11 protein-coding genes and 1 pseudogene are annotated in these 14,118 nt (G+C 44.7%); 10 read left to right on the forward strand and 2 right to left on the reverse strand.

Annotated elements, in window-relative coordinates:
* The 6 genes and pseudogenes from BQ5462_RS05155 (at position 1) to BQ5462_RS05175 (ending at position 8,245) form a co-directional block, all read left to right on the forward strand.
* Positions 1–3,819, forward strand: a complete 3,819-nt coding sequence (locus BQ5462_RS05155; RefSeq protein WP_071142345.1) for a hemagglutinin repeat-containing protein — start codon at positions 1–3, stop codon at positions 3,817–3,819.
* A gap of 1 nt (position 3,820) precedes the next feature.
* Positions 3,821–4,195 (forward strand): hypothetical protein, encoded by a 375-nt coding sequence (locus tag BQ5462_RS05160; RefSeq protein WP_041666253.1) that lies wholly within the window; start codon positions 3,821–3,823, stop codon positions 4,193–4,195.
* Between the two features lie 84 nt (positions 4,196–4,279).
* Positions 4,280–5,722 carry an IS21 family transposase gene (gene istA / locus BQ5462_RS05165; protein WP_041666252.1) on the forward strand — a complete coding sequence of 481 codons (1,443 nt, stop codon included), beginning with the start codon at positions 4,280–4,282 and terminating at the stop codon, positions 5,720–5,722.
* On the forward strand, positions 5,704–6,459 hold the full coding sequence (gene istB, locus BQ5462_RS05170; RefSeq protein WP_012939112.1) for an IS21-like element helper ATPase IstB: 756 nt from the start codon (positions 5,704–5,706) through the stop codon (positions 6,457–6,459). The genes istA (BQ5462_RS05165) and istB overlap by 19 nt, the downstream gene beginning before the upstream one ends.
* Positions 6,460–6,622: 163 nt before the next feature.
* A pseudogene (locus tag BQ5462_RS11660) lies at positions 6,623–6,919 on the forward strand (hemagglutinin repeat-containing protein); the annotation flags it as partial.
* Between the two features lie 168 nt (positions 6,920–7,087).
* Positions 7,088–8,245 carry a hypothetical protein gene (locus BQ5462_RS05175; protein ID WP_235819578.1) on the forward strand — a complete coding sequence of 386 codons (1,158 nt, stop codon included), beginning with the start codon at positions 7,088–7,090 and terminating at the stop codon, positions 8,243–8,245.
* A gap of 76 nt (positions 8,246–8,321) precedes the next feature.
* Here the strand turns inward: BQ5462_RS05175 and BQ5462_RS05180 are convergent, their stop codons facing one another.
* The gene (locus tag BQ5462_RS05180) at positions 8,322–9,122 is read right to left on the reverse strand and encodes an ATP-binding protein (RefSeq protein ID WP_205407931.1); all 801 of its coding nucleotides are present in this window, start codon (positions 9,120–9,122) and stop codon (positions 8,322–8,324) included.
* Positions 9,115–10,434: an IS21 family transposase gene (gene istA, locus BQ5462_RS05185; protein WP_071142347.1), complete on the reverse strand. Its 1,320-nt coding sequence runs from the start codon at positions 10,432–10,434 to the stop codon at positions 9,115–9,117. The genes BQ5462_RS05180 and istA (BQ5462_RS05185) overlap by 8 nt, the downstream gene beginning before the upstream one ends.
* A gap of 165 nt (positions 10,435–10,599) precedes the next feature.
* On the opposite strand from istA (BQ5462_RS05185), the gene BQ5462_RS05190 reads away from it, so the two are divergent.
* The 4 genes from BQ5462_RS05190 (at position 10,600) to BQ5462_RS05205 (ending at position 14,039) form a co-directional block, all read left to right on the forward strand.
* Complete coding sequence (locus BQ5462_RS05190) at positions 10,600–11,073, forward strand: hypothetical protein (protein WP_012939110.1); 474 nt, start codon at positions 10,600–10,602, stop codon at positions 11,071–11,073.
* A 122-nt stretch (positions 11,074–11,195) separates the two neighbouring features.
* Positions 11,196–12,863, forward strand: coding sequence for a hemagglutinin repeat-containing protein (locus BQ5462_RS05195; protein ID WP_268873081.1), 1,668 nt, complete (start codon positions 11,196–11,198; stop codon positions 12,861–12,863).
* A gap of 11 nt (positions 12,864–12,874) precedes the next feature.
* Positions 12,875–13,576, forward strand: a complete 702-nt coding sequence (locus BQ5462_RS05200) for a hypothetical protein (protein ID WP_071142349.1) — start codon at positions 12,875–12,877, stop codon at positions 13,574–13,576.
* A gap of 262 nt (positions 13,577–13,838) precedes the next feature.
* Positions 13,839–14,039: a hypothetical protein gene (locus BQ5462_RS05205; protein ID WP_071142350.1), complete on the forward strand. Its 201-nt coding sequence runs from the start codon at positions 13,839–13,841 to the stop codon at positions 14,037–14,039.
* Positions 14,040–14,118 lie beyond the last annotated feature (79 nt).

Here is a 14,118-nt window from a genome sequence, read left to right on the forward strand (position 1 = left end):
ATGGCCCAGCTGACCAGCGATATGGTGTGGCTGGAAAATCGGACCATCACCTACGAAGGAAAACCCTATGAAGTATTGATTCCCCGGGTCTATCTGCGGCCCAACCGGGAACTGGAACTGAAAGCAGATGGGAGCCTGGTCAGCGGGAAAAAACTATGGGTGGAGACCAAGGTGGCCATTGCCAACGAAGGGACTCTGCAGGGGAAAGAAGTGATCCTTGAAGCCGGGAGCCTGAAGAACCTGGGTATTCTCCAGGGAGACAGCCTGTTTGCCCATACCCGGGGCAATCTGGAATCTACCGGAGAAATCCGGGGCAACGCACAGGTAAAACTCCTGGCAGATGATGAACTGCACATCCGGAGCACGGAAAATCGACTGGCCCATCAGGATGTGGTGGACCAGGTGGCAGGAATCGCGGTCACCGGGAAAGCTGGAGTACTGCTGCTGCAGTCTGGAAAAGACCTGACAGTATCCGGCGCTGTATTGCAGAACCTGGGAGAGCAGGGAAAGACCATCCTCAAAGCAGGGAGTTCTTTACAATTGGGAACTCTGCAGCTTTCGTCCGATAAGGATATGACCCTGGACAGCAAAAATTACCTGCGTACCCAGAGAAGAACCGAAATGGGGACGACTATGAAAGCAGCAGGGGATGTCCGGCTGGAAGCCGGGGACGATATGACGCTGAAAGCTGCCCAGATTTCCAGTACCCAGGGAGAAGTGGAGCTGCAGGCTGGCGGTAATCTGACCCTGGAAGCAGGGAAAGCCTACGCCGGGGACCAGTATGCCCTGAGCCACAGAGAACGGAGCCTTGTAAGCCGCAGCAGTACGGAAACGCGGAGCGATGAACAGCACGAAGTCATCCTGGGCAGAGCCCTCAGCGGGAAAAGTCTCATGGCCAAAGCAGGAAACGATTTTACCCTGAGAGGAACTTCTATGGCCGCAGATGGAGATATCCGCCTGCAGGCAGGTGGTGATTTGAGTCTGGATACGGTGGACCAGAAAGATATCTCTGGAGTCTATCAGAAGACAAAGAGAAAAGGTCTCATGGGAGCCGGAATGGGCATCCTGATCGGCAGCGAAAAGAAAAGCGGGCAGGTGCAGCAGGAAACCCATACCCAGGTGGGGAGCACGCTGGGAAGCCTCGGGGGAAATGTGAATTTGGAGGCGGGAAATCGCCTGCAGACATGGGGAAGCAGCATATTGGCCAGTAAGGATATTACCCTCTCCGGGAAAGAAATCCAGGTTGAAAATGCGGAAGACACCTATCACTATCAGGAAAAACAGGAATATCGGCGGACCGGTCTCACGGCATCGCTGGGTGGAGATTATATGGATGCTGCGGGTACAGTATCAACTCTGGCGCAAAGAGCCGGTACAGTGCGGGATGGCCGACTGGCTGCTTTATATGGTACGGAGGCCGCCCTCAGTACAGCCAAAGGGCTGGGTGACATCCAGAAAAGCTGGGACACAGCACAAAAAGCAGCCCAGGAGTATCGCTATGCCAATATCTTTGGCAAAGGGAAGCAAGCCAGTGAAGCCTTTGATAAGATGAAAGCGGCTAAAGAAAAGCTGCCTTTTGTGGGGAAAACGGCAGTGACCCTGAACTTGGGCATGGGAACCCAGCATAGCTCCCATGCGGTGGAAATCAATGGAACGCGTGCCAGTGGCAGCCAGGTGCAGGCGGGAGGCAACGTAACCCTGAAGGCAGATGGCAAGGATATCCTGCTGAAAGGAAGCCAGGTTTCCGGACAGAACGTGGAATTGTCAGCTGGAGAAAATATCTTCCTGCAGGCCGGGAAGAATCAGGAAACGATTCAGGAAAAGGAAAGCGCAAAAGGCGGAAACGTGGGAATTTCCATGGGAAGGACCGGTCTGGTGGGAATCTCGGCAGAAGGCGGCATGGTGAAGGGAACAAGCCAGGAAGAAAAAAGTTATTATACAAATGCTGCTGTACAAGCAGACCGAAAACTTACTTTTACTACTGGAAAAGATATCCATATAGCGGGAGGCACCCTTTCTGGGGAAAGCGTAAACGGCCAGGTAAGCGGAAATCTGCAGCTGGATAGTTTGCAGGATACTCATACGTATCAGGAAAAACGGAAGTCTGCCGGCTTCTCCGCCGATTATGGTTTGGGAGCTGGTACGCTCAGCGGCATGGGAAGCCTGTCGCGAGAAAACACAGAAAGCCGGTACCGGAGCGTGAAAGAACAGACCGGGATTTATGCCGGCCAAAACGGTTTTGCCCTGGAAGTAGGGAAAGAAACAGGTTTAAAAGGCGCTGTCATAAGCAGCCAGGCAGAAACAGCAAAAAATACTCTGTCTACAGGAACCCTGCGATATGAAGACTTGAGGAATGAAGCCGCATATTCTATAAACAGTGAGGGTATGCAAAGCGGAATCAGCGGAATCCGTGGGAAAAATGGAACCACTTATTATGGCGGTATTGCACCAATCCAGGATACTCCCGTGAAAGGTAGAAAAAGCAGTGAAACTTTGTCAGGAATAGCGCAAGGAAATATGACAATTCGAAATTCCGAAGAACAAAAGCAAGAATTGGATAAATTGAACCGTAATACCCAACAGGCACTCCAAAAGCTGGGAGAGATATTTGATAAACAAAAAATCAGGGAACGGAAAGAATTGGCGGGAGCCTTTGGAGCTTTGGCTTTTCGCACGATTGGGGATATAGGCCTAAAAAATGGATGGAAAGAGGGAGGAATCGAAAAAACGACTCTCCATGCAATGATTGGTGGAATCATGGGAAAATTGACAGGAAATCAATTTATAGTTGGAGGGGGTGCAGCTGCAGTTAATGAACTGATGCAAAAAGAAATGGCTAAATGGACTGGAACGAACCCGCAGCTGCAACAATGGGCAAGTATGGTAATTGGCGGCACGGCAGCAAAATTGGTCGGCGGAGACTGGAGAATGGGAACAGCGTCTGCAGGAAGCGGGACAAGGTACAATTTCCTGCCACATGAGGACCAGCAATATCTTTTACGTGATATCGAAAAATATGAAAATGGTGAATTGACGCAAGAAGAGTTTGTCCAGAAATTAAAATATTATTGTGCTAAGGACTTGTATTACAATGATGGCCTGAACACGGATTATATCAGTACAGAACTAAAAGAAGGCGGAAATCCAATCATTTCTTCTCAGATTATCAATTATTCTTCTTTGGAAGATTTTTTCAATGCACAAGGTATCAATACTGACCAAGGTCTGAGCTATGCGTTGGCTCAGTATGCTAAGGGGTTTGGTGTGGAATACAATTACGATAATCCGGAATTATGGAATATCATAAACACGAAAATAGGGCCTCAAACTGGATGGATGAATAAACTAAATGAATACTCTATAGATTTATTAAGTTCAACTTTTTATAATAAAACGATTATTGATACAACATCTTTAAATGAAGCGGAAAAATGGTTTGATTTAAGAAATGCACTTAATATTAATTTAGCTATTAGTTCTATTGATCAAAGTATTGAATTAAATAATGGCTTTTATGGTAAAATACCGGCTGGGTTAGCAGGAAAAGCATCTTTTGTAATTTCGATTGTGGAAGAAAGCAAAAATTATGAGGGGAAAAAATTAGGGATAGCCGTTATTAGTGATACTGCTGGTTCTGCTTTAGGTGATGTATTAGGAGTAAACTTAATCAAAACAATAAATTGGAATGCTGGACTTAATTATAACAAACCAGTATTGATGATATTTATTGGAAAAACCTTAGCACAAAGTATGGGGGCAAGTTTAGGAGACTACATTAGTTATTATCTTAAGAAAAATATATTTAATTTGGAGGAGTGAAATGAATGCTTTGTTTCTAACTTGTGCAGTGTTTGTACTTGGCGGCATTGTGATGAAAACGACATATGAAAGTTTGCGTAGTAAGAGAAAAAATGATAATGGTGTTTTTATATTAATCCTAGGAACCCTCATGCAAATTTATTTTTTAGCCATGCTCGTAGTAAATTTCTGCTTAAAAAGGATGTTATTCTACTATAATCCTTGGTGTTTTTGGGGATTGAGCTACCTACTAGTTTTTAAAGGATTAAAAGTTATTGAAGAGAATAAAGAAATATTAAATTTAAAAAAATATGAAGCTTTTAAAAATGGGTATCGATATAGTGCTTTTATTAATATTTTAATATGGACGTTGTATATAATTGTTTATCTTTTGTGAATGCTAATATAAAAGTGAGCCACTCTGAAACAAGTTCCCCTATACTAGAGTCAGTAATTTGATTCTAAGGGGATTGATGTTAGGATGGTCATCACTATGAAAGATTATGGTCAAATTCGCCAGATGTACATTCGCGATGGAAAATCTATCCGCCAGATTGCCAGAGAAATGCATATCTCCCGTAATACTGTGGCCAAGTATTGCAAAGGAAATGCACTCCCGGGCATCCGCTGCGAATATCATCGGACATCTGCAGTGATTACAGAGGAGGTGACTCGATTCATCCAGAGCTGTCTGGATGAAGATGCGAAAGAACCCAATAAGAAGCAGCACCACACAGCCAAGCGGATTTATGACCGCCTGGTAGAAGGAACTGGATTTACAGGAGGTGCAAGCACAGTCCGGCGCTGCGTTCATCTGTTACGTGGCAATCTTCAGGAAGCCTTCGTCCCTTTGGCTCACCTTCCAGGTGATGCGATGCAGATTGATTGGGGTGAAGCTGTGGTTTACCTCAAAGGAGTGCGTACTAAAGTCAATTTCTTTTGTGCCCGCCTTTGCTACAGCTGTGCTCCTTTCGTGGTCTGTTTCCGCAGGAAGAATACGGAAGCTTTACTTGAAGCATTGAGAAAAGCTCTGGAATTCTTTGGGGGCGTCCCTGCTAAGGTCATTTTTGACAATGACCGGGTAGCCGTTAAGGAAAAAGGTGGCAAAGAAGCCATTGCCCAGGAAAAGTATGAAGCATTTGCAGCCCATTATTGCTTCCATACCGTTTTCTGCAATGTCCGGAGTGGAAATGAAAAAGGACTGGTGGAGAATCTCGTAGGCTGGGTCCGCCGGAATGTCTTTGTCCCTGTACCCAGAGTAGATGCGCTGGACGAATTGAACAGACTCCTGCTGGATAAATGCAAGGTGTATGCGAATACGCATAAAATCCCTGGACGGGAGAACCCTGTAAAGGATCTGCTCCTGGAAGACCAGAAACGTCTCTGCCCACTGCCGGGCAGCCCTTTTGATGCAAGCAGAGCAGCAGTCTGCCGAGTAACACCCTTTTCTGTTGTTCGATTCGTCGCTAACGATTATTCTGTGCCCGTGAAATATGTGGGACAGGAGGTCACGGTGCGAGCCTATGCTGAACAGATTCGGATCTTTGCCAAGGGGGAACTGATTGCTGAACACGCCAGAAACTATGGGCAAAACCAGCAGATTCTGAAACTTGCGCATTATCTGCCGTTGCTGGAATACAAGCCGCGCAGCATCCTGGAAGCAAAACCGGTACGGCAGAACCTCAGTGCTGCCCTGCTACAGTTCCTGGAGACCAATGCATTCAGCAGCGAACAGCTGGTTGAGATTCTGCGGCTATGTGCTGCCGACGGAGAGAACGCTTTTTGGGAGCACAAAGAGCAATTTATGGTTTCCGACAGGAAAGCGCATATCCTTACCGACCCGGTAAAAGTGCAGCAGACAGATCTTTCAATGTATGACCAGCTTTTACAGGAAGGAGGCACTATGTGCAGGACGCAGGTGTAAAGGAAGCACTCCGTTTCTATGCGAAACAGCTTAAACTTCCCACTTTCAAAGACGTCGGTGAACCAGCGGAAAAATTCCGCCCCGGACAAAGCCTGGAAGAATTCGTGCTCGGGTTGATGAAGCGGGAATATGCATCCCGTCAGGAAAAACAGCAGCAACGCAGGCTGAAGAGAGCGCACTTTCCCATGCTCAAGACCCTGGAAGAGTTTGATCTCACAAGGCTGGAACATGTTCGGCCTGAATATGTGAAGCAGCTGGCAAGCTGCGATTTCATAAAGAGGCATGAGAACCTGGTGATGATCGGTAATCCGGGGACGGGGAAAACACATCTGATGACAGCCCTTGGAGTGAAAGCCTGTCTGCTGGGCTGGAAGGTCATTTTCTGCAATGCCACAACGCTGGCAACTGAGCTATGTGAAGCCCATGATGATTACCAGTTGCGCAAGATGGAAAAAACTTTGAGCGGAGCAGACCTGCTGCTCATAGATGAATTAAGTTATGCAAGATTCAGCCAGGAAGAATCTGAAATGTTGTTCAAAGTGATTGCCGAAAGGAGTGAAAGAGCCAGTACAGTGATTACGACAAACCTGGAGTTTTCCAAATGGACGGAGATGTTTGCCAGCGAGACGCTGGTTGCCGCATTGGTCGATCGGCTCACCTACCACTCCAGTGTTTTAAATATGAATGGACAGTCTTACCGTTTGCACAGCAGCAAACGGAAGATGACGAATGCTTAAGTGGCTCAAAAATTTGTGAGCAGATGGCTCACTTTTTCATGAGCATGAGTGGCTCAAAAATTCGTGAGCAAGTGGCTCACTTTTTGGTTGACATTCACAATCTTTTTCCAGAATGAAAATATCCCATTATGTGTTATCATCGGGCTAATACACCCCTTAGCTAATTAAATCCGACGCTGACACCAGTACCAGAAGTGCCGGAGCCGGTGTAACTGTGGGCGTGGGGAAGAACCATGCCGGCATCGGGTATGACCTTTATGGAAACAAGAACCGGGAAAACGAGAAAGAAGGCCGGCTGACCCACCAGGGAAGTACGGTACAGGCTTGGGAAGAGCTCCATTCCGGCAGCGGCAGGGATACCCTCCTGATTGGAAGTCAGATGAAAGGCTGGCAGGTACAGGTGGAAACCGGAAGGAATCTGCGCATGGAAAGCCTCCAGGACAGGGAAACCTATGACAGCCGGAATACGGGAAGTGGAATTTCAGCTTCTACAGGAGGGGGCTATGTTTCCGGAAACGGCAGCTTCCAGAAACAGATTCTTCATTCCGATTATGAAAGCGTGACGGAACAGGCGGGATTCTATGCAGGAGACCAGGGGTTCCAGATCCAGGCGGGAGGAAATACCCACTTGAAGGGAGCCGTGATCCACAGCGATGCCCCGGCAGAAAAGAACCGTCTGGAAACGGGAACACTCAGCTGGGAAGATGTGAAAAACAAAGCGTCTTACAAAGCGGATGGACAGGGTGTGGCTTTTTCTGCCACTACCCGGACCGGACAGGAAGACCGGCGGAAACTCAATGAACGGGGACTCTATCCTGAAGTGGTGAGCACTGTCAAAGGACGGGCAGAAAGCACCACAAAAGCCGGTATCTCTGCCGGAAGCATCATCGTCCGGGAGGGAGAAAAACAGATCCAGCCGGTAAAACAGCTGAACCGGGACACGAAAAACAGCCTCCAGAAACTGGCGACCATCTTTGACAAGGAGAAAGTCCAGGAAAAGCAGGAACTGGTGAACGAACTGAGCAAAGTGGGGAACCGGGCCATCCATGAACTGGCCGCACGGAAAGGCTGGCAGGAAGGCAGTGATGAAAAGATCCTGGCCCACAGTATTTTCGGAGGGCTGCTCAGTTCCCTGGCAGGCGGAAAGATCGCAACCGGATCCCTGGCCGGAGGTGTGGGAGAATACGTAAACGGCCGTATTCTGGCCGCCAAAGGGAAAGCATGGGTGGAAAAGCACCCGGACCTGGTCCAGGCCATCAGCGCCGCGGTAGGAAGTGCTGTGGGGGCAGTGACCGGAGAAAGCAGCATCGGGAGCAATGTGAGCCTTGGGGAGACAAAGTGGAATGATGAATCAATCAATAATGTTTATGACGATACAAGTTTGTTAATAGTTGGGCTGACATTAATTCAGGTTGAAGAAGGAAGAAAGCAAATTGTTGATGCTGTTGGAAATGTAATTGGAGTTATTGATTCAAATACTAGTGAACTTGTTGAAATGTACGATGACTTTACGGATGAAATGGCTGAGACAATTATTGCAAATGAAAATTTGTTGCCTGAAGATTTAGTAACTTTTGCTAAAAAAACACGACAGTCACATAAAAATGCGGCCGATGATATACCTTCATGGGTTATAAATGAAGGATATCAAAAGAGAGAAAATGAATCTGGTAATGACTTTGCTAAAAGAGCTCTAGATGGACATTATGGTGAAAATAATTATCCTAAAGGGCCGGGCAGTGAATATAATAAAGTTAGAAAATATGGGGTGTTAGCATCGGGCTGAAATAGCCATATTTCATCGGGCTAAAACAACCAATTCTCATCGGATTAAAAAAACCAACGCATCAGTAGTTGATAGTTTAATCCTTAGTTGCAACAACCGGTTTGGGTGTACCGGTTTCAATCGCTATCGTTTCCAGACGCTTTCCGCGATAGCTTTTACCTTTCATCATGAATACCGTTGCATCATCAAAGATGCGGTCTAAAGCACACAGCAAGGAAGAATCTTCGCTGAAGTATTCTCCCCACTTGTTTGGACTCATGTTGCTGGTAAAGATCATAGTATTCGGACCTTCTTTGTTGTACCTTCGATCCACCATATCAAAAAACATCCGTGTTGCCTCTTTGTTGAATACACATCGACCTATCTCATCTATGATAAGACACGATGGCTTAACCAGGCCATTTATGGTCGAACTCTCTCGGCCATATTTCACTGCATCGGTTAATCGCTGATTCAGTTCCGTTGCTTTCATGAAGTAAGTTTTTAACCCATGAAGGCAGCATTCTCTTCCATAAGCCATTGCCAGATGAGTTTTTCCAACACCCTGTGGCCCGATAAATGCCAGATTTCTTCCGGCATTCACAGCCGTTAAAGAAGGAAGATTTTTTAGTGCTTCGACCTGTTTTCCTTTGACCTGAGAAAAATCAAATCCTTTAAAGGTCTTTGGTTCTTTCAATGGAAGACGACTCATCTTTAATAGCGTATTCCTAATGGTTTCTTCCTTTTCAAAACGTAAGTGATCGAATACAAGAGCTATCGCTTCCAGTTGATCTGCGCTCATCGCTTTGGAATCCAGAAGATCCCATAGTCCATTCGTATAAGCACTGATCTTCAGAGATTCGATATCAGCAGTTAATCGTGAAAACACATCATTCATCCCACAGACCCTCCTCAAAGTTAAATTTGGAAAAATCTGAAGCTGGTGTTTTCTCCTCAATCTGCATGATTTTTGATTTCACAGGTACTGAAGGAAACTCTTCAGGCTGGGCAGAAACATACTGATCCTGGCAAAAGCTATCTCTTTTGCTCCATGTCACGTCATGAACAGTGAGGATTCGGCTTAAGTCTTCATCATATATCGTGAGTTCATACTCTCGCCTTTGAACACGACAGATTCGCTTCTGATACCAGTATGGGACTCCAAAACGACGTCCTTCATAGTTCACAAAGCCATCAAAAGAGATCAGACGCGGCGGACAAAGATAAAACATCAGTTCCTGTGTCGGTTCCAGAATACATGCTGACTGCATGCATTCCCGATTATGTTTTTCTTCCGGAACACAATCCACAGCTCGATGATATCGACTGTTTTGGAAACGACACCATGAAAGTGCCTGATAGTTTAACTCGGTTATGTTGCTGAAAACTCGTCCTGGAATAAAGTTGTCTTTGACAAAACGAATCAGTCTCTCCACAGCGCCCTTCGTAAAGGGATGACGAGGTTTACAAAGTTTTGTTTCAAAACCAACCGTTTTCATGAAGTTTTCATAGTCATGCTGCCAGATCGGATGTTTATCCGGATCTCGTCCGATAACAACACTTTTCATGTTGTCTGTCAGAACATACTTCGGAATGCCCATGAGTACAAAAGCATGAATCATTCCGATAAAGAGGTTTTCCTGTTTGGCGTTTGGAAAGAACTCGATATATCGCTCGCCGCAGTGATGACAGATCATCGCAAAACAGGCACAACGATAATGGTTTCCGTCAAAGCATTCAATGTCTATAAATCCCCAGTCCATCTGATAGGCCTCAGCAGCCGCTGTACTATAACGTCTGCCTCGATTACCCTGAGGGGCAACAAGAAGGCGCTTAGGTGGAATCAGATCCTGGTGGTTCTCAATATAGACTCTGACTTGTGTTTGACCACCTGAGTACCCATGCTCCTGTAATCTTTCATAGCAGACAGAAGCATTTGTAACGTTTTTTCTTAAAAGATCATCCAGTAGGCCAGTGTAACCCGACAGAACAGTCGTAGTAGCTCGTTTACCTGTACGAGCATGAGGTTTGATGACAAAACCATCTTTCTTGTAGCGACGAAGTTTAGCACGGGAAAAACCGGTTCTGCGTTCAAGCTCTGCAAGGTTGAGCTTGTTAATATCGAAGTTTTCGCCTTTTTCCGACTTCATATCTTCGATAGCGTGTGATAGAATGATCTGTGGGTCATTGCTATTAGTATCTTTTTTCATAGTTCTCCTTTAAACTGATGCGTTGGGTACCATCAGTTTAGAACAGAAAAGACACTTCGCAATGACTTTTGGCTTTTTTAATTCGATGAAATTTGGCGATTTTAACCCGATATAATTTGGCTGAAATCACCCGATGCTAACAGGGGATCGAAAGGAATCATAAATATGGAGTACTATCTTCTTGGATTTAGTTCCAATAATATAGTAAAATATTGCATTTGGATGACAAATCGTACAGACAGAATATACTGTGATATTAATCGTAAAATTGTGACTTTTAAAAGTGAAAGAGAAGCACTGAGTTATGCATGTTCTAAAAATATAAATTTGGATATAAATAATAAATATATATGTAAATTTGAAAAAATAAAAGTTATTAATAATAACTTAGGAAATGTATTGGATTTTTGGAATTTAACAGCTGATATTACTAAGACATTAGGAATAAATTTCCTTGGAAATAGAAAAAGTCCTGTTGTAAATAGAATATATTATAAATTATTTCATGGTTGTAATTTATTTAAGAAAAAAGATGTGGGACCTTATATTCCGAAATTCAATGATAATGAAATGCATATTTTGAATAAGATTATAAAAGATGGGGAAAAAATAATATGTAGATATATATTCGAAATGTAGCAGAAACCAGTGAGCTAAACTGTTCAAATTTGGAATCCGGGTCTCCAACACTGTTTTAGGAAGCGCCAATGGGAATCAGAAAGGACAAATGAAGCAATAATGACGATAATATTTTCTTTCTGATCAGCCGGAGCGAGGCGGAAGTCCGCAGTGCCAAAGGAAGCCGGATTGCCGGGAAGGAAAACGTATCCGTCGGGGCAGAGGAAAACCTGGCACTGAAAGGTTCCTCCCTCTCCGGAAAGAACGTCCGCCTGGAAGCCGGCAGAGACCTTACCCTGGAAGCGGCAGAAAATACCCTGGAAAGAGAAACCAGCTCCAGCACCAGAAGTGCCGGAGCCGGTGTGACTCTGGGCGTGGGGAAGAACCATGCCGGGATCGGATATGACCTTTACGGAAACCAGGGCCGGGAGAACGAAAAAGAAAGCCGCATGACCTATGAGGGAAGTACAGTAAAGGCCCAGGAACAGCTCCATACCGTCAGCGGCCGGGACACTCTCCTGACCGGGAGCCGGATGGAAGGACGGCAGGTACAGGTGGAAGCCGGAAGGAATCTGCGTCTGGAAAGCCTCCAGGACCGGGAAACCTATGCCAGCCGGAATACCGGAGGGGGAATTTCCGTCTCTGCCGGAGGAGGCCATGTTTCCGGAAGTGGCAGCGCCCAGAAACAGATCCTTCGTTCCGATTACGAAAGTGTGACGGAACAGGCGGGGATCTATGCAGGAGACCAGGGGTTCCAGATCCAGGCAGGGGGCAATACCCATTTGAAGGGAGCCGTGATCCACAGCGATGCCCCGGCAGAAAAGAACCGTCTGGAAACGGGAACACTCAGTTGGGAAGATGTGGAAAACAGAGCGTCCTACAAAGCGGATGGACAGGGTGTGGCTTTTTCTGCCACTACCCGGACCGGACAGGAAGACCGGCGGAAACTCAATGAACGGGGACTCTATCCTGAAGTGGTGAGCACTGTCAAAGGACGGGCAGAAAGCACCACAAAAGCCGGTATCTCTGCCGGAAGCATCATCGTCCGGGAGGGAGAAAAACAGATCCAGCCGGTAAAACAGCTGAACCGGGACACGAAAAACAGCCTCCAGAAACTGGCGACCATCTTTGACAAGGAGAAAGTCCAGGAAAAGCAGGAACTGGTGAACGAACTGAGCAAAGTGGGGAACCGGGCCATCCATGAACTGGCCGCACGGAAAGGCTGGCAGGAAGGCAGTGATGAACAGATCCTGGCCCACAGCATTTTCGGAGGGCTGCTCAGTTCCCTGGCAGGCGGAAAGATCGCAACCGGAACATTGGCCGGAGGTGTGGGAGAATACGTAAACGGTCGGATTCTGGCTGCTAAGGGGAAAGCCTGGGTGGAAAAGCACCCGGACCTGGTCCAGGCCATCAGCGCCGCGGTAGGAAGTGCCGTGGGGGCAGTGACCGGAGAAAGCAGCATCGGGAGCAATGTGAGCCTTGGGGGGACGAAGTGGAATGACGAAGCATTTGATTTAAATTCAAAAGAGATTGCATTTATAACATTCTTATTGGGACTTACACAACAAGATAATTTGATTATAAATGCATCGAATGAAGTAATTGCAGAATGGAATAATGGGATTGGTTGGTTGAGTCAAAATGGAGAAAAAATAGATGAACTTGGAGGTGAAGAGTACACTAGAGAAGTAAAAAAGCAAACAGGCAAGTCGAAAGCAGATTTATATTGGAATCCCAAAACAGGAAATGTGTATTCTGTTCCTAAACATGGTGGGGAAGCAGAGTGGGTTGATAAAGTTGATGTAGATTGAGAGGGATAAGAATGAACATTGTCAGTGAATTGCAGAAAAAAGAAAAATACAATGCACATTCGTTAGTGTATTCATCATTAGCAGTAGTTCCGCTAAGAATGTTACAGTACTATTCGCTTGTTGAGTATTATTTTCGTGAACCTGAATATATTTATGCTATAAATGAGAGAGGGGAAAAAACAACATTAGAACAAATTTTTAGAGTCATAAAATATAAAACCGATCAAACCATGGAGGTTTGGAGTATTTATGGAGATGAAAGAGAAGGAACAGATGTTCAAAAAATAATTCTTAGAAAGGGGTGTTGGAATAAAGAAAAACAGATAAATCAATTACAGAAAGAAGGTGGCATTGGAATACCTCAAGTAAATATGTCACTGCATGTTTGTGATGATTATGAAAAAGGAAAAGTAATAGAAAATTTAACAAGGATGGATACGAAATTTTGTGGTGGAATCCAATTTAGAATGGATTCAAACGATAAAGTATATAGTTATAGTGATAAGGAATTTCATAGAAAATTCAATTGGGGGGCAATAACGACAATTTATAATAATGAAAGAAAATTAGAAGAAAAAGAAATAAATCAAGTAATAGATTATATTAATAAAGTAATGAGAGAATCTTTGTTTATATCTGGTACAGATATTGTATTAGATTATACTTTTCCTCTTGAAGAGTATTTAAAAAACATATTGCATCCTAGAAAGTAACATAAAGCACTGAGTTGCTGTGATTGTTGCAGGAAATATTTTGTATTTAATTTATGAGGATTTTAAATAAAGCATCAGTGCTTACGTCCGTTATGGATAATGTTATGCTGTACTTATAACGGACGTAGTCGTTATATTTCCTAATTAAAGTTTTTGTAGAGTAAGATGATAACGGGAAATTCACATCAATACTTTTAATTAGATTCTGCAACAATATCTTATAAAGGTTGGAATAGATATTCTATGCCTTGGAGGTTGTACTATGTTGATGAGTATATTTTTTTTCTTGGGAGCTTTTAGAACATTTTATTACGCAAAATTTGAAGCCAAGGATAAAAAAACTAGCTGGAGAGTAATGTTTGTTTTACTTGGATTGGCTGAACTTCTTTTATCGTTTTATCTTTCTCCGTTTTCTTTTATGATGTTAGCATCGGGTGATTTCAGCCAAATTATATCGGGTTAAAATCGCCAAATTTCATCGAATTAAAAAAGCCAAAAGTCATTGCGAAGTGTCTTTTCTGTTCTAAACTGATGGTACCCAA

Origin of the sequence: Acidaminococcus timonensis (genome assembly GCF_900106585.1) — a bacterium.
In the GTDB taxonomy this organism is placed as follows: Bacteria; Bacillota; Negativicutes; order Acidaminococcales; family Acidaminococcaceae; genus Acidaminococcus; species Acidaminococcus timonensis.